This is a genomic window from Pelagihabitans pacificus (assembly GCF_009371985.2).
GTDB classification, from domain to species: domain Bacteria; phylum Bacteroidota; class Bacteroidia; order Flavobacteriales; family Flavobacteriaceae; genus Pelagihabitans; species Pelagihabitans pacificus.
The window spans coordinates 668,046-684,682 of the sequence record NZ_VIKU02000002.1; the positions used below are offsets into that span (position 1 = coordinate 668,046).

The following is a 16,637-nucleotide window of genomic DNA, read 5'->3' on the forward strand; positions in this document are numbered from 1 at the left end:
AAAGAGGATTAATTGATCGCCAGCAGTGGAACCTTGGAATGAAGTGTTAACATCTGGGTCAATTGCCCCTCGGACGGTTCACTGCGTTTGGTGTGATTTCGGGGCAGGATCGCTATGACATCGATCTCTTTTTGGGTGGCATACCCCAAAATACCCTCAACCACATCGGGGTTTTCGATAAAGGTATGTTCCGAATAAAAACTCTCCAAATAGTATTGAATCGCATTTTCGTTCTTCTCGTCGGTCTCGGAGTACCCATAAACATCGGGTTTATTTTCTATTGTGAGCACGTGTACCTTCGCGTTGAACCTTCTTGCCACGTCCAAGAGCGTGCCGAGCACTTTGGTATCGTCGATTTCCTCCCTACCCAAGACCAAGGAAATATTCTTGATCTGGAATTCCCCTAAACCTTGAGGCACTACCAAAACGGGGCAATCTGCCTCAGCGACCAATTTGGAAGTGTTGGTAGAAGCGGAATCTTCTTCCCCGGAAATTCCATGGGTACCCATGATAATCAGATCCACCTGCTCCCTTTTTTGAATATCCATCAGGGATTCGGTCAACGAGCCACTGCCCGACACAAATTCTATTGGATGCTTTAGAATGCGTTTATAGTTCTCTTCAATACTATTAAAAGCGTCTGGTGCCACTTCACTTCCATTTGCAATGTGGGCCACTATAATTTTAAGGTTTTCGTCTCTTCCTACGTATCCTACAGCATATTCGAGGGCTCCTTGTGAAACTTCCGAAAAATTGAAAGGAACAAGTATGGTCGCTATTTTATCCATTATGCAAGTCTGTGTTGTTTGTTTCCGTAAAAATAGGGGGCGAATTTAAATGAAAACATGACGGTTGTCAGATTTTATTAACAAAGGTCTTTATCCGGACTTGCGCAGACCTTGAAATCTAGTGTTATGAAGAAAATCGAAAGAGCCTATTCATCACGCCCTATCCAAGAAAGATAGTATTGAATACTACCCGCTTTCCCCATCAAAACCATAGCCCCTTCTTGTGTGGTATCCGTAGAGCTTCCTGAAGTTTGAGATAGCACTGCTTTTTCCAAAATTCATCGAGCTTGCGGTTATTGTGCTTGCTATCCTGCTACCTACCGGCACCAAGCCTAAAGCAACAAACCTTAGACAAAAAAGCGGCTCAAGGTTAACAGATCATTGATAATCTTTTACCCTTTCATCTTCTATTTTTCCTTTCCAATTTAACCCAAAAGCAAAATCATAGGTATTTCCTTCGGAATCGACATAAGCTTCCATATCCCTCGGGACATCCTCAAATTGTAATTCCACCGTTTTCATGTTGGCTGGCATTTGAAAGGGCAATAGTGCCGAGGGCTCCGACCTGCCCGATATCATATCCATCAACGCCTGATCTTGTACCCCCATGTGCCCAAGAATTGCGGAAGCGTTCTTCTCGATTTCGTTAAAGACCATGGGATTTGAAACATGAACAACGACCACGACCGGTTTATCGCCCATTTTTTTCTTGGTATCGTTGACCAATGCCATGTCTGTAGTATTGTTGGCAGCTACCGATTTATTCCTGTAGGTACGATTGGTAAAATCCTCTAACGGACTTCCACCGGCCAAACTGGTCTCTCGGGCATCGGTCGCGGTATAGGTATCGTACTGCAAACTTATAGGCACGTAGCCGTTGCCGCCTTTTTCCAAATCTTCACGGTTGTACCCAACACCCCCATCCGGACTTTTGATGCCGACCAGGGCAAAATCGGCCTCCTCAGGGTCATTGACGACCTCGAAATACTTGGAAACCACCTCCATGTTAAAAGGATATTCCGTTTTTTCGGGCGTTACCACGCCCCACCAATTCGTACTCTGCGCAATATAGCGTTGTGGCACATACACTTTTTGTTTTTCCTTTAATGGAAGTGTGTTTTGTTGGTTCTTAAGGAGTACAATGGATTTTAATTGTGCCTCGTAACCCGCTTTCATATAGTCGGCATTACCTACTATTTTTTCAGTTTCCGAAATATCCAAATAGGGATTCTCGAACAATCCTACTCTAAAAATATTCTTAAGCAAACGAACTGCGGATTCCTCAAAACGCTTGCGCATATAATCCTCACCATGTTCCGTAACCCCCATTTTATAGGCTTCCAATACGGGGCCCATGGCGTTATTACCGCCAAATTGGTCCATGCCTGCGGCAATGGCCTTGTAATGGCGTTCGGCTTCGCTCAACGTCTCAACGCCCCAGGGTTTGCCTTCGAATTTATCAATAGCGGAAACGTCCCTGGTAATGCCCCAATCCGTACAAAGAACTCCGTCATACCCGTATTCTCCCCGTAGCACATCGGTGATCAGGTATTTGTTGTAGCCATTGGCCACCTTTTCGCCTTCGCCTGTTGAAATGGTATAGTACGGCATCACGGCCGAGGCCATTTTGGTCGCACCTGCTAATTTAAAGGCACCTTCGGTGAACGGTTGCATATGATCTTTGATGTTTTTTCCAGGATAAACGGCATAGGCCCCATAACCAAAATGACCGTCACGACCACCTTCCTCTGGGCCACCGCCCGGCCAATGTTTGACCATCGCATTGACACTTTCAAAGCCCCAACCGTTTCCATCGGTTGACTGAAATCCATCGACATAAGCTCTGGCCAGGTCGGTCGCCAAATCGGGGTCTTCGCCCATGGTGCCATCAAAGCGGCTCCATCTTGGCTCGGTCGCTAGATCTATTTGTGGCGAAAGGGCAGTGGCAATCCCCAAAGCACGATATTCCTTTGAGGCGATTTCCCCGAACTGTTTCATCAAATCGGGATCAAAGGATGCCGCGATGCCCAAAGTACCGGGCCACATGGAAATTTCTCCTCCGGCACCAGCGTTGAATTCCGCATAGGAATCGCTTCCATGTCTGGGATCCGAGCTCGTATTTACCGGAATTCCAAAATCCAAACCTTCCGCGAAAGCCTGTGCGTTATTGTTCCATTGCGCCGCGATTGCGGGCGACTCCACACGGGTGATCAATACGTGCCGTAGGTGGTCGTCTTTCAAAAACGCTTTTTGCTCATCGGAAAGATCGCTTGCAATTGCCCCGCTTTCGGGGAATGGTTTGCCGTTGTAGTTGGAAGAACCAAATCCACGGCTAGCACCCGGCAAAGATTGATGTGAACTGTACAACATGAGTCCCGCGATATCCTCCAAGGCCAATTTAGCAGCCAAATCTTTGGCACGCTCGTCTGCTGATAAGCGCCAATCTTCATAGGCATCCAAGGTTCCGTTTTTGTTCAGATCCTTGAAGGCGTACTGATCGACCGTCAATAGTTTTACGCCGGAATTCGGGCTGTAGCCCAAAGTACTTCCGCCCTCATTTTTTACTTTGGTAAAGTCCTCTTTTTTTTCTTCCGTGAATTTTGGGCTACAGGCGGTTACCATTGCGAGTAGGACCAAACCCAATAGTAGTACTGATTTTTTTAGAGTTTCCATTTTGGGCAAGTTTATGTTTTTTATTATCGATTGTTGACCAAGTCGAACAATTCCTTGTCCAGTTGCTGCTTGACCTCACAGGTTTTGTCCAAATGCATGGTAGCCGTATTGGTCGTATTGTAGGCAGGCCAATTGGGCAATCCTCTGTGGTTCGGGTTTCCAGTCTTGGCAAAATTGATCCAGGCTTGGCTTACCGTATCGGCAAGCTTGTGTGCTTCCTGCCCGCCCCCTGTCATATTTTTGGCGCGTTCAATGTTATCGAATACGAACGGAAGCTCCATACAATGTAGGGATTTATACTTTCCGTCAAAAACGGGGGATTGCCAGGTAAACAGGTACATGTATACCGGGGCACCTCCTTCCAGGGAAGATTTCTCGTTTGCCTGGACAACCGCTCCCGGCCGAAACATGACATCCACATCCAAAAGGTCTTTGGGGTCCGTGTCATTTGGATAGGCCTTTTTGACCGCTTGTATATAAGCATCCGACTTTTCCCTATACGTTTCCTTAATGTGGTTCATGATGGTTTCTTCAGACGCTCCGACAAAACGCATGTTGGCAAAAGGAGCAAACTCGTTTTTGACCGTGCCGATCAACAACGGGATATTTTTAGACAGTTCAAAGGCTTCTTTAGAAAACAACTGATAAGGAATATCTTCGCCATCCACACTGGGTCCCCACCCCAAACCAAAGCCCGAAATAGTTTTGCCTTCCGCTTTCATCTTTTCCTCTACTGTTTTAAGGGCCTTGGTGCCAGCAGCACTCAATTTTTCAAAAGGGAGGGTCTGCAGACTATCAACCTGATCGCTAGTTAAGTCCAATTCCGCAAGTACCCCGGCCCCGATAGCCCGGGTATCTTCTTTTTCAAGAATATCGGTGCGAAAAGAGCCACTCTGGTTGACCGCCTTATGAAAAAGACCTTTTGCTTTGGGCATCGCCATTAAGGTATTCACTTTGGCGCCACCGCCTGATTGACCAAAGATCATCAGGTTATTCGGATCGCCCCCAAAGTTGGAAATATTATCGCGGACCCACTCCAAGGCCGCGACCATGTCCAAAATACTGTTGTTGGCCGAATGCTTGTATTTTTGACCATAGGCGGATAAATCTAGAAATCCCAAAATGTTCAATCGATGATTGATGGAAACCACGACCACGTCGCCTTTCTTACTTAGATTTTCGCCGTCATAGGAAGGCAATTCCTGACTGGAGCCTGCAGTAAAACCGCCTCCGTGGATCCAAAACAGTACGGGTCGCTTTTTATCGTCAATACCAGGTGTCCAAATATTGATACGCAGACAGTCCTCGTTGGTATAGCCCCAATCATGATCGAAAACAAATTCGGGTTCATCCTGTACTTCTGTGGTAGGGTTCATTAAAGGTGCGACCGGCCCGTAAGTCGTTGAACTTCGAATCCCCTCCCAAGGCTTGGCCTTTACCGGGGGCATAAACCGTTCCGCTTGGGCATAGGGAATTCCTTTATAAGTATAAATACCATTGTGGATGTAACCACGAACTTTCCCGGATTCGGTGTCGGTTACCGCAACGCTTTTGCCTGTTTTGACTTCGCTTTGCGCATAGGGTTTTAGGCTCGAAAGTAAAAAAGTCCCGAGCAGTAGGATTACAAGGTTTTTATTCATTTTCATTTGATTTAGAGGTTCTGTAATGTACCGTACTACCATTTTTTGGCAACTAAATATATCCGAAGTCAGGGGGAACCCTTGGGAAAAATCCGCTAACGACATGATTAAGCCAGTAAACGGCAAATCACTAGTATTTTATATGAATGTGGGGGAATTTCACTCGAACCCGATTTCCTTCAAACCCTCATGGCTTATCTTAATGGCTTCCAACGGATCCAGTCCGTCGAAGGTTATATCCTGTTCTACCATATAGTATTTCATGCCTGATACTTCTTTTTGGGCAAGGATTCGGGAAAAGTCGACGGTTCCCTTGCCGACGGGAGCAAAACGCCCTTGCTCGTCCATATCCTTTACATGCCACATCTTAAAACGGCCAGGGTACTTTTTAAAATAGGCGACGGGGTCGGCCCCCGCCTTCGTAACCCAATACAGGTCCATTTGAAAATCGACGAATTCGGGATTGCAGTTTTCCAGGAGGTAATCGATGATAACCAAACCGTTCTTACTTTCCTTAAATTCAAAATCGTGGTTATGGTAGAGTAATTTGAGTCCGGCCGCATTGGCCTTTTCGCCCAAGGTATCCAGTATTTTCACCAATTCGGCGGCGGTTCCCTTCATGTTCATAGTGCGCTTTTCCCTATTAAATTCAAACATGCCCATGGGCGGAACCGGTATTACAAAATACTCGAAACCCGCCGCCTTCACATCGGCCATCATGCTATCGGCATTGTCCAGCGTTACGCCACCCTGATGGGTACTGATCGGGATGAGCCCCAATTCGTTAACGTAACTTTTAAAATCCTCTGGGGACATACTATAGAATTTTCCATCGGCATAGCTAGCGGCCTCGATGTTTTTGTAACCCGCCTCGGCCACTTTTTTTAAGGTGGCCTTTGCATCTTCACCCATGGCATCCCGTACGGTATAGAGGGCCAGCCCCCCGAAATTTGATACTTCCTTGACCCTGTTTTCGGTAGATTCGTCGTTTTCTTGTCCTTTTTTACCTTCCTCTTTGCACGAGAGGAACGCGCTAAGGATTATTCCTAAAATTAATATTGATTTTTTCATGTTGTTCTTGTTGATAATTGATATTCAATCCATACTATTTCTTGATTTCAAAAACATAGCTTCCCGAAGCTAGTTCCAAGACGACTTGACTGTCTTGCATGGGCAAAATTTTGATGCCTTTTGATTCTTTCAATTTTATTTCCCCTTCGGTAATGTTTTCCACGGAATTGGCATCCAAATACAGCGTGGCCGAAGTATTCGGAGGTATCGTCGTCTTGAATATCCATCCCGTTTCGTTTGACTTCCATTCACTTTTTATTCTTCCATACATGGAATCATAGTACCCTTTGGCCCAAGTCATCTTCCCCGTCGGGTCGGGAACGGGCCTCAAAATGAATTGTTTGAAGCCAGGGTGTTCGGGGTCTCTTTGGATGCCTAAAGAATATTCGTACATCCATCCCGCTACTGCTCCAAAAGAATAATGGTTGAAGGAATTCATACTATTGTTGCCCCCAAATCCATCTTCGACCGTATAGGAATTTAGACGCTCCCATATGGTGGTAGCCCCATTTTTTACGGAATATAACCACGACGGGTACGTCTCTTGCTGTAATAGGCGATAGGCCAAATCATGACGGCCATTCTCCGAAAGGGCATGGTTCAGGGATGCTGTGCCGATGAAGCCGGTCATCAGGGAATATTCGGGACGCCGGATGCCCAATTCATCTTCATTGCTGCGTTTTATGCTTAAAGCCAGACGTTCCACAGTTTTTTTTCTGTTTTCAGGGGTTAAAACCCCCAGATGCAACGGTATGGCATATGAAGCTTGGGTGTCTACAAAATCGCCTGCTTTCTTTCTTTTATCCTCCGCTATCGGTGGCCCGAACCGTAGGCTTTGGTTGCCCAGATGTAGTGATTTTCCAGTCGTGGCATCGACATAGGTCGTATTGAAAAATGCCTTTCGTACGGCATATTGTTTCTCGAATTCTTTGGCATCATCGGCCTTGCCCAGCATACGGGCGGTCTTCGCCAGAATTTCCAAATCGCGTAAATGATAGGCGCTCCAAAAAGAGGTATCCTCGTTTTTAAAACCTTCGGGACTCAACCAATCGCCCAAAGGCCCTTCGTTCAAAATGCCAGTTTCTGGATTGATTTTGGATGTTAGGAATTCAACATATTTCTTCATGGCCCCATAGTGTTCCTCCAGCACCCTTAAATCGCCGTACTGTTGATAGAGCTCCCAAGGAATGATGATACCGGCACTTCCCCAGAGGGTGCCCCCAAAGCCCCCACCGACGGGCGCGACATCGGTAAAACGGCCGTCTTCCCGCTGCATGTCACGCATTGCCAATAAATGCCGTCTTAAAAAAGGCTCCACATCGGCCAGATAGGTCGAGGCCTTGGAGAATACATTGATGTCGCCGCTCCAACCCATCCGTTCATTACGTGCTGGGGTGTCGGTCGGAATCGACAAAAAATTGCCACGTAACGACCAGGTTATATTTTCCCAGAGTTTGTTGACAAGCTCGTTGGAGGTTTCATAACGGGATGCCAGTTCATCGATGGAGCTAATGACCAGTCCCTTTATATTTTCCAAGGGAACAGGTGCCTCAACGCCCGTAACCTCCAAAAACCGATAGCCATGAAAGGTAAACCGTGGCCGAATGGTTTCTGCCCCACCTTTTCGAATATAGATATCCTGCGTCAGGGCCGCACGGATATTTTCCAACATTATCATACCCATGTTGCCCTCATATTCGGGCAGGTCGGGATATTTTACCTCGGCATACCGAAGGATTACGGTGTCCCCCATTTTTCCAGGGGGAAGCTGTATTTCGGGAAAACCTACCATATTCTGGCCCATATCATAGACATAAACCCCTGGTCGGACTTCCTCCATGCCAATCGGATCCAATCTTTCGACGATGGTCGGGCTTTTACCGATTTTACCAAGCAAAGCGACATCCTCGTAATCAAAACCCGCTGCCTGAAAGGTGGTTCCCTCTATCGGAACTATCGCCGCATTCTTCCATCCGCTATCATCAAAGCCCACGGTAGCCCAACCTGAAATCGTTTCTTCCTTTCTAGCATCATAGACTTCACCTTGAAAAAAGCTGCCATAGCGTATGGGGCCGTCCGTATTCAATTTCCAATCGGTATCGTTGGTAGTTATCACTTGTTCCGAACCATCCCCATAGGTAATTACCAATTGTGCCAACAAGGATTGCCGGTCCCCAAAAAAGTTCCAATTTTCCCCTAAGTACGTTATGTTCCCGCTCCACCAACCTTCCCCTAACCAACCGCCCAAAGCGTTTTCTCCGGAATTGACCAATGAGGTTACATCATAGGTCTGGTACATCTGGGTCTTATTGTACTGCGTAAGACCTGGAGTAAAATAATCGGCCCCGATCCGCTGGCCATTCAGGTACATTTCATAAATACCCCTTGCGGTCACATACAGGCGGGCCTTGGTCACTGTTTTATTCCCGGTCTTGAATTCGGCCCGTAGCATTGGGGTTGCGTTTCTACTGGGATCGGCCAAAACCATGGCTTCGTTTTCACCTCCTCCTATTTGATAGGTTTCATCCGAAATCGAAAAGTTGGCATTGTCTTCCAAAGAAGCTTTAAAAATTCCTTGGTAGGTTTCTTTTGAGTTTAAATTTTCCGAAAATAACGTATTGGAAGGTTCCCGAAAATTACGGATATAAACATCTGAAAACCGGGCCTTTTGCTTTGCATCTAGATAAAAACCGATATCCCCCAGCATCGGAAAACTAATATAGTCGTTCCCGAAACCGACCGGATTTAAATTGAACCCGATCTTACCAAAAGGGGAGGGATTCTTGTCATCATTGTCCGATATTTTGTGTTCCTCGTCCGTACCATCCAAAAAAGCCTGAAAGAGCCCGAAAACACCTTCGACGTAAAAAGTATGCTTATCGTATTTGTTGGCTTCATGGATCAAATGGGAGGGGATATCATAACTTCTAAATGGTTTTACGTTGCTATCGTCGGTTGTGTATCCCACACGATACACCTTGAATTTCGCCAATCCGTTGTCTGCACCGTTCACTGCCGAAATATCCAATTCGAAACGTATAAAGCTTTCGTTTTCACCGTTTTCGACCCCTTGAATGTTCAAATCCTTGTTTAGCAATCGTGGGTCATTTCCGCCAAAAACAAAGGATGCCTTGGTACTTTTCGACGCTTCGTCTAACTGTAATGCGTACTCCAATTTAAAAACCGAGAGATAATGGGAATACAATACCATGTCTTCTTCTCCGCCGCCAATCCATTTAGCATCGTTCCAGCGCTGCGAAGAGGGGGTGGAATCCAACAATCCGGTTTCGAACCAAGCGGAATCGGTCAGGGTATTTCCTTTAGTATCCCAGACCGTTATGGTGTAGTCGTATTTTGTTCTAGGCCGAAGTTCTTTTCCCTTGTATCGAATGCCCAGGGAGCTGTCATCTTCTACTTTTCCGGAATCCCAAACGGTCGTTCCTTTTTCGTCGACCACTACGATTCGATAGGCCTCTTGGGTCATTCCCCTTTCCGAAGTAGTTGTAACCATTTGCCAACTGAATTGAGGGGTTTCCACATCGATGCCCAGAGGGAGGGTTTGATAGTCTACCTGAAGCTCGGCAATAGACTCTTGGGAAAAACCCAACATAGTAAGCAACGAAAACAACAAACCAAGGAGCACAGTTTTAGGCTTCATTACGAGATTTTTTAGTGTTTCATGGAAACGATATTTCTTTCAAATTCTTCACTCTCTTAAAACTGTACAAGTAAGGTACTTTGTGCCCCCTGCCGTTGAATAATTTTTCATAGGGGACCAGAATATGCTTGGACAACATTTTACGCTGAAAGCCGGTATGCCGCAATTTTTCGCCCAACACGGCCTAATATACTATTTGTAGCTCTTTTAACTTGAATTTTGGGGAAGTAAATTTATGCCTACCAACTTCTTTTCCGGATTTTCACCTTAGGCTTTCAAGACTTTACCGAAAATCGTTTGATAATCCATCAGTAAGGATGCAGTTCATTAAGGCGGTACCCAATGATGGAATCGGAAAGCTCGTCCGGTCGTAGACTTACCTCCTCATAGTTGATGAGTGCATCATAGGCAATAAGTATAAATTGGTCGAACATCCTGTGCCGGACGGGGAAACAACCGCGAAAATGGAAGACTGTTCCAGATAAATGTTCTCTAGGTCTTTTTTCCGTAGTCTCCTTTTTAACGTCGCCGTCAACACTTTCATCCCGTTTGACAAAACCGCCCTATAGGGCAAAAAGTTCGGTATAATAATACTCCAGCACAAGGATTTTTAAGTGTTTCCCCGTTAAATCCCAAAATGACCGAATCATAAGCCCGGTGAGGCGTCATTTTTTCATTTGATGGAGGGTGCTAGCTGTTTTGGATTCTACAAACTTGGTTTGCAAAGACAATTTTGATTAGGACTATCCGTTACCAAAATTATGCACAACCATCGTACCGACACATTTACCGTCCCTACACGATTCAAATGATACGGAGATAATATTGGATGAATTCATTAAAAACAAAAAATCCAACCACTCCCGTGATTGGATTTTCTTGGTCGGGGTGGCAGGATTCGAACCTGCGACCTCCTGCTCCCAAAGCAGGCGCGATAACCGGGCTACGCTACACCCCGAATGGTGTAAACTCCAATAATTAAAGGTACAAATCCCAATTGAGAACGTCCCCATTAAACGTCAATCGGCGGCACCGTTTAAAAATGCCCCAGAATGAAATCAGTATGGCACGCCTTCATTTTCTAAAGCGGATTTGTCCGCCGAAGTCGGCCTAATTTTTTATAAGCCGGCCTTTGCCGTTAAAGGCTTCGGCCGGCAAAGGCGGAGAGACTGGGACTCGAACCCAGGCGACACTTGCGCGTCGACAGATTAGCAATCTGCTCCGTTACCACTCCGGCACCTCTCCTAATATTACTTAGATGAACGTATACACATTCCCAATGGGGAAAATGCGGTTGCAAATGTACTTTTTCCTGTACTAGCACGCAACATTTTAAACAGTTTTTTTGAATGAAAATCCACCCCTAATCTTATTCAGGATACTCAACCCTTAGATGGTAAATATTGGTTAATTTTTGCTTGAAGATTTTTTTAATGCTTTCGATTTCCTTGAAAGTGATATCCGCATTTAAAAATTGATCTGCGTTCATTTGTCCGGCAACAATTTTGTCCACAAATTCATCAATAATCAAAAAAGTAGGGTTCTTTAAACTCTTGGAGGCGGCTTCTACCGAGTCGGCCATCATTAGGATGGCAGTTTCCTTCGAAAAGGGAATCGGGCCCGGATATCTAAAGTCTTCCTCATTGACCCCCTCCCCACTCTCTTGCTGCTTTTTATAGAAATAATATACCATGGAAGTTCCGTGATGGCTTCTAATAAAATCGATTACCCGGTCCGGGATATTGTTTTTTCGGGCAATCTCGATACCTTCTATTACATGGTCGATAATAATTTTAGCACTATCCGTAGGCGGTAACTCGTCATGCGGATTTACATTGGTAATCTGATTTTCAGTGAAGTAAGTGGGTCGATTCATTTTACCGATATCGTGGTACAAGGCCCCTACCCTCACCAACATAGCATTGGCACCGACCTCGTTTGCGGCCGCTTCCGCAATATTGGCCACTTGCAATGAGTGATGAAACGTTCCCGGAGCTTTATTGGCCAATTCTTTCAGTAATCTTGAGTTGGTATCGGAAAGTTCCAACAAAGAAACGTCCGACACCAGTCCGAACAGCTTCTCATAGGCATAAATCAATGGCTGTGCAAACAAGGTAATCATACCGTTCAAAAGAAAAAGCCCCAGGGTCGCCAGGACGATGTTATCCAAATTTCCTTCATGGATGATATGAAATGCCAAATAACCGATAATATAGATCAACGTAATCTGGCCTACCGAAATAAAAAGGTTGGCCCTTTTGTAAAGTTCGGTTACGGCCAAGATGGTTACGATACCGGCGATAATCTGTAAAAAGATGTACTCGAAGCTATTGGGCACCACAAAGCCCAAGATCAACACAGTGAGTACATGCACAAAGAGTCCCAACCGAGCGTCAAAAAAGGTTTTGAGAATTAACGGCAGAATACAGAGAGGGACCACAAAAATATAAGCTTCGTTATACTTTACGACCAGGGTGGTAATAAACACCATCAAAAGAATATTGAAAAAAATGAAAGTGACCTTTACGTTATTCGAATAGATCGCCGGGCGATACTTTTTGATGAAAAGAAATAACATCATCAATACCAAGGCCACCAATATTGTATAACCAAAAAGTATGAAATAGTAGTTGTTTGCGGTCCAAAGTTCCGACTCGTATTCCTGCTTCAGCGAATCCAAAATCTTCAGGTTCTCTGCTTCGACAACCTCCCCTTTGGCAATGATAAGTTTTCCTTCATCGACCGTGCCCCGGGTACTTGAAAGTTTTGAGAGTGCTTCCGTCAGTGCCCGATCTGTGAGACTCTTATCCAAATCGACGTTTGCCTTTATCAGGTCTCGGAAAAGCCTTCGGAAAGCCGTTGAAAAACTCCTCAGCCCTTTTTCCCGCAAAAACAAATCGATCTCATTGCCAATACCATTGATTTCATGTAGTTGATCAACGTCGATACGGTCGGCTTCGTTTTTTTTGACCAGGTATAGGGTCTCCGCTCCGTTTTTACGAACCGTTTCCTGTAAAACGCCGAATTCGTAAAAACCATCTAACAGCTCCTTACCAGCTGCATACAATGTTTTTATCTGTGTCGTATTGAATTGGTCCTTCCCAAAAACAGTAGGAAATTTGGATTCGTAATCCTGGTAGACTTGTCGTACGATACCTTCATCGTAACGATAGTAATCCAATTGGCGCGAACGTAATTCCCTTTTCTCCTTTTCTATTTCCTCGTTGGTTTTTTTAATGGAAAAATCAAATGGGGCATACAGATTGTCGTGCTGCCAAGGCTTTCCCTTTTGAAACTCATACTTGAACTGGCCACCTTTAGGAAAGAAAAAAACGATACAGCAAACGGTAGCTATATAAAGCAAATACTTATAAATAAGGGATTGGCTTTTAAAAAGAGTATCGAAGAGTTTTCGCATGGAGCAACTATCTATACCAAAAATAGAAAAATATAATAGGATATCTTCTTATTGATAGTGCTACCGAACCGATTGTTCTTTATTTTATTAATTTCGCAACATCAAAACATTCTTAGATGAAAGAGGTAGTAATTGTATCGGCAGCAAGAACCCCCATAGGAAGTTTTATGGGAGCGCTTTCAACAGTCGCCGCACCGAAATTGGGTGCTGCTGCAATAATGGGAGCCTTGGAGAAAATAAGTCTGGATCCTAATTTGGTAGAGGAAGTCTTGATGGGCCATGTCGTACAGGCGGGTACGGGCCAGGCACCTGCCAGACAAGCTGCTATTTTTGCCGGAATTCCCAATACGGTACCCTGTACGACTGTTAACAAGGTTTGTGCCTCGGGAATGAAAGCCGTGATGCTGGCCGCCCAGACAATTGCCCTGGGAGATGCCGATATCGTGGTCGCGGGAGGAATGGAAAACATGAGCCTTATTCCGCATTACGTGCAAATGAGAACCGGACAAAAGTTCGGTCCGGCCTCGATGATCGACGGAATGCAAAAAGACGGGCTCGTAGATGTGTACGACCAGCAGGCTATGGGAGTCTGTGCCGATGCCTGTGCCACGGAGCATAACTTTAGTCGTACAGACCAGGACGCTTTTGCCATACAGTCATACCAGCGGTCTGCCAATGCCTGGAATAACGGTAAGTTTTCCGATGAAGTGGTACCCGTCTCGGTACCGCAGAGACGGGGCGAACCAATTATAGTCTCCCAAGACGAGGAATATAAAAATGTAATACTCGAAAAAATACCGAAGTTAAGGGCCGCCTTTTCCAAAGATGGTACCGTAACAGCGGCCAATGCCTCAACCATCAATGACGGTGCAGCTGCCTTGGTCTTATTGAGTGCGGAAAAAGCGAAAGAACTAAGTCTGACACCAATGGCCACTATTCGAAGTTATGCGGATGCGGCCCAAGAACCCAAATGGTTTACAACGGCTCCTGCCAAGGCATTGCCAAAAGCATTGGATAAAGCAGGCATTTCCATCGACCAGGTGGATTACTTTGAATTCAACGAGGCTTTCGCGGTGGTGGGGCTTGCCAATATGAAATTACTCGGGCTAACCGATGAAAAGGTAAACGTGAACGGGGGGGCGGTTTCCCTTGGACATCCTTTAGGGTGTTCGGGAGCGCGAATCCTTGTCACCCTTCTCAATGTATTGGAGCAAAACGATGCGAAGATCGGCGCTGCCGCCATTTGCAATGGTGGTGGAGGTGCTTCCGCATTAATTGTGGAGCGAAATTAACCTCTTCCTGTAAAGCAACTTTATGCAATACGGCATTTGTTCCCTGAGTCTCGTTCCGGTTCGTATGGCGGCCGACGAAATATCCGAGATGGTCACCCAACTGTTATATGGGGAGCATTTCAAAGTGTTGGAAAGCCGGAAATACTTCAGCAAAATTCGGGTTGCCTACGACGGTTGTGAGGGCTGGGTGAACAACAACCAGATAATCCGTATAGAGGAAGCGGTATTTGAGCGGTTGCAGACTGCCACGCCTGCCTTTGCTTCCGACCTGGTCTCCTACCTTGAAACCGATAAAAAAAGGCTCATCCCAGTGTTATTGGGGTCCTCCGTTGCCTCCCGTGACTTGTGGCATCATCATTTTGATGGTAAGGTCACCGAAGGCATCCAAGACAAAGCCCACCTTGTCGAAACATCTCTTTACTTTTTGGGTGCTCCCCAGCTTAGGGGCGGCAAATCACCTTTTGGCATCGATAGTGCGGGATTGACGCAAATGGTCTATAAAATAAATGGCCATCGATTGTTGCGTACAGCGCAACAGCAATCGGGCCAAGGGGATGCACTGAGCTTTATCGAAGAGAGCGAACCTGGTGATTTGGCCTTTTTTGACAATCGGGACGGGGAAATCGACCATGTAGGGATTATAATGAAAGATAATCACATCATACACGTTCATGGCAAGGTTCGCATTGATCGCCTAGATCATACCGGTATTTTCAATGGGGAGTTGGGAAACTATACCCACCAACTGAGGGTCATCAAAAAACTAATATAGAAAAAGCCCCGTAGGCGGAACCGCCTGCGGGGCTTTTTGTTAGGGAGAAAAAAACCTTATTCCCCCAATAGCTTTTTAAGGCGCATAAAATTCTCGTTGTCACCCATCGCCCCATAGATATTCTTCAATTGGGTAAGTATACTTTTGTTGTCCGGACTATCTTTCAAAGCTGCCTCCAGTACATCGGCTCCCTTTTTGAAAAGATCGTCTTTCTGTTGCTTAAGCTCATCATATCGAGCGATATCGGCTCTTGAGTTCCCCAACGAATTCATTTCGTCGATCAAACCATTGCCCTCGTTTACGTACGTCGTAGAGAGGTTTAATTGGGCGTTCGTATAATCAGGGTCGATTTCCAACGCTTTTAGGTACGATGCCCTGGCCTCTTCCAAATTACCCTGTTCCATTGAAATCACACCAATATTGTAATGTAAATCCGCATTATCCGGAGCCATGGCAGCTGCCTCCGACATCAATTCCTTAAACTTTTCCTTATCGCCTATTGTATAGTAAAGATTGGCCTCGCTAAGCACCAAGTTTACATCATCAGGATTGCTGGCCCGTGCATTTTTAAAGGCCTCTTTTGCTTTTTCGTTATCCCCCGTTTGGGTATAAATCAGTGCAATGTTCTTGACGATCTCCGATTTCTTGGAAGGTACTTTTTCATCTATTGGATCTGTATAGGTGCCCGATTTCACCATCAAATCTCTCTGGAGCTTGTCCATTTCCTCAACTTGCCCCGTAGCTGTATTGGTAGCTTTGTACATGACACCACTACCGTCGTATCCTATTTCGTATAACTCATTGTAAAACTTCAAGGACTGGTCATAATCGCCTCCTTGAACAGCACTATTGGCTGCATAATAAAGGTAAGACGTGTCCTGAGGACTTAACTTGTAGCTCATATACAATTTATCGGCCGCCTCTTTGAACTTCTTATTGGCATTGTCCTCCACCGCCGAGTTGACCAAATCGGCAGTTATGGCCTGCATCCTTTGGGCAGTTTCATCGGAATACTTCTTCTTTCCACTTTCACCTTCGATATCCAAGACCTTTTGAAACGAGGACGCGGCTTCCTCAAAAGCAGTATCATCCCCTTTCTTTGCCAAATCGGCATAGACCTGCCCCCTGACATAATGATATTGTGCCTGTACTTTTGCATCGGCGCCCGAAATCATACCGGCCGCACCTTCAAGAGCGGTTTTGGCCGCCATTGCGTCACCGCCCTTTAATGCTTTTTCCGCTGCTTTTATCTCGTTTTTTTGAGCAAGAGCGACCATACTGAAGCACATGGTCGCAAGTATTAAAATCTTAGTTTTCATTTCTCT

General features: G+C 45.6%; 10 protein-coding genes and 2 tRNA genes. 2 read left to right on the forward strand and 10 right to left on the reverse strand.

The features are described 5' to 3' along the window. Nucleotides 1–8: 8 nt before the first annotated feature. The 9 genes from FK220_RS10400 to FK220_RS10440 all read right to left on the reverse strand — a co-directional run bounded on the left by FK220_RS10400 (nucleotide 9) and on the right by FK220_RS10440 (nucleotide 13,248). On the reverse strand, nucleotides 9–788 hold the full coding sequence (locus FK220_RS10400) for a universal stress protein (protein WP_152574241.1): 780 nt from the start codon (nucleotides 786–788) through the stop codon (nucleotides 9–11). 378 nt (nucleotides 789–1,166) lie between these two features. Further along, nucleotides 1,167–3,461, reverse strand: coding sequence for a glycoside hydrolase family 3 protein (locus FK220_RS10405; protein WP_152574242.1), 2,295 nt, complete (start codon nucleotides 3,459–3,461; stop codon nucleotides 1,167–1,169). A gap of 23 nt (nucleotides 3,462–3,484) precedes the next feature. Next, complete coding sequence (locus FK220_RS10410) at nucleotides 3,485–5,101, reverse strand: carboxylesterase/lipase family protein (RefSeq protein WP_152574243.1); 1,617 nt, start codon at nucleotides 5,099–5,101, stop codon at nucleotides 3,485–3,487. A 159-nt stretch (nucleotides 5,102–5,260) separates the two neighbouring features. Beyond that, nucleotides 5,261–6,172 carry a sugar phosphate isomerase/epimerase family protein gene (locus tag FK220_RS10415; RefSeq protein ID WP_152574244.1) on the reverse strand — a complete coding sequence of 304 codons (912 nt, stop codon included), beginning with the start codon at nucleotides 6,170–6,172 and terminating at the stop codon, nucleotides 5,261–5,263. A gap of 34 nt (nucleotides 6,173–6,206) precedes the next feature. Next, a complete protein-coding gene (locus FK220_RS10420; protein WP_152574245.1) occupies nucleotides 6,207–9,830 on the reverse strand; it encodes an alpha-L-rhamnosidase in 3,624 nt (1,207 codons plus the stop codon). Between the two features lie 308 nt (nucleotides 9,831–10,138). Continuing rightward, nucleotides 10,139–10,264: a hypothetical protein gene (locus FK220_RS20195; protein ID WP_262887900.1), complete on the reverse strand. Its 126-nt coding sequence runs from the start codon at nucleotides 10,262–10,264 to the stop codon at nucleotides 10,139–10,141. A gap of 446 nt (nucleotides 10,265–10,710) precedes the next feature. After that, a tRNA-Pro gene (locus FK220_RS10430) sits at nucleotides 10,711–10,788 on the reverse strand. A gap of 203 nt (nucleotides 10,789–10,991) precedes the next feature. Beyond that, a tRNA-Ser gene (locus tag FK220_RS10435) sits at nucleotides 10,992–11,075 on the reverse strand. A 124-nt stretch (nucleotides 11,076–11,199) separates the two neighbouring features. Then, a complete protein-coding gene (locus FK220_RS10440; protein WP_152574246.1) occupies nucleotides 11,200–13,248 on the reverse strand; it encodes an HD family phosphohydrolase in 2,049 nt (682 codons plus the stop codon). Between the two features lie 116 nt (nucleotides 13,249–13,364). On the opposite strand from FK220_RS10440, the gene FK220_RS10445 reads away from it, so the two are divergent. Then, a complete protein-coding gene (locus tag FK220_RS10445) occupies nucleotides 13,365–14,540 on the forward strand; it encodes an acetyl-CoA C-acyltransferase (protein WP_152574247.1) in 1,176 nt (391 codons plus the stop codon). A gap of 22 nt (nucleotides 14,541–14,562) precedes the next feature. Next, nucleotides 14,563–15,312, forward strand: a complete 750-nt coding sequence (locus FK220_RS10450; protein ID WP_152574248.1) for a C40 family peptidase — start codon at nucleotides 14,563–14,565, stop codon at nucleotides 15,310–15,312. Between the two features lie 56 nt (nucleotides 15,313–15,368). Here FK220_RS10450 and FK220_RS10455 read toward each other — a convergent pair whose 3' ends face one another. Beyond that, the gene (locus FK220_RS10455) at nucleotides 15,369–16,631 is read right to left on the reverse strand and encodes a tetratricopeptide repeat protein (RefSeq protein WP_152574249.1); all 1,263 of its coding nucleotides are present in this window, start codon (nucleotides 16,629–16,631) and stop codon (nucleotides 15,369–15,371) included. Nucleotides 16,632–16,637 lie beyond the last annotated feature (6 nt).

What these genes read in the sequence shown, in the direction of transcription:
- FK220_RS10400 (WP_152574241.1), bottom strand. Translation starts at nt 788, where the DNA reads ATGGATAAAATAGCGACCATACTTGTTCCTTTCAATTTTTCGGAAGTT.
- FK220_RS10405 (WP_152574242.1), bottom strand. Translation starts at nt 3,461, where the DNA reads ATGGAAACTCTAAAAAAATCAGTACTACTATTGGGTTTGGTCCTACTC.
- FK220_RS10410 (WP_152574243.1), bottom strand. Translation starts at nt 5,101, where the DNA reads ATGAATAAAAACCTTGTAATCCTACTGCTCGGGACTTTTTTACTTTCG.
- FK220_RS10415 (WP_152574244.1), bottom strand. Translation starts at nt 6,172, where the DNA reads ATGAAAAAATCAATATTAATTTTAGGAATAATCCTTAGCGCGTTCCTC.
- FK220_RS10420 (WP_152574245.1), bottom strand. Translation starts at nt 9,830, where the DNA reads ATGAAGCCTAAAACTGTGCTCCTTGGTTTGTTGTTTTCGTTGCTTACT.
- FK220_RS20195 (WP_262887900.1), bottom strand. Translation starts at nt 10,264, where the DNA reads ATGTTCGACCAATTTATACTTATTGCCTATGATGCACTCATCAACTAT.
- FK220_RS10440 (WP_152574246.1), bottom strand. Translation starts at nt 13,248, where the DNA reads ATGCGAAAACTCTTCGATACTCTTTTTAAAAGCCAATCCCTTATTTAT.
- FK220_RS10445 (WP_152574247.1), top strand. Translation starts at nt 13,365, where the DNA reads ATGAAAGAGGTAGTAATTGTATCGGCAGCAAGAACCCCCATAGGAAGT.
- FK220_RS10450 (WP_152574248.1), top strand. Translation starts at nt 14,563, where the DNA reads ATGCAATACGGCATTTGTTCCCTGAGTCTCGTTCCGGTTCGTATGGCG.
- FK220_RS10455 (WP_152574249.1), bottom strand. Translation starts at nt 16,631, where the DNA reads ATGAAAACTAAGATTTTAATACTTGCGACCATGTGCTTCAGTATGGTC.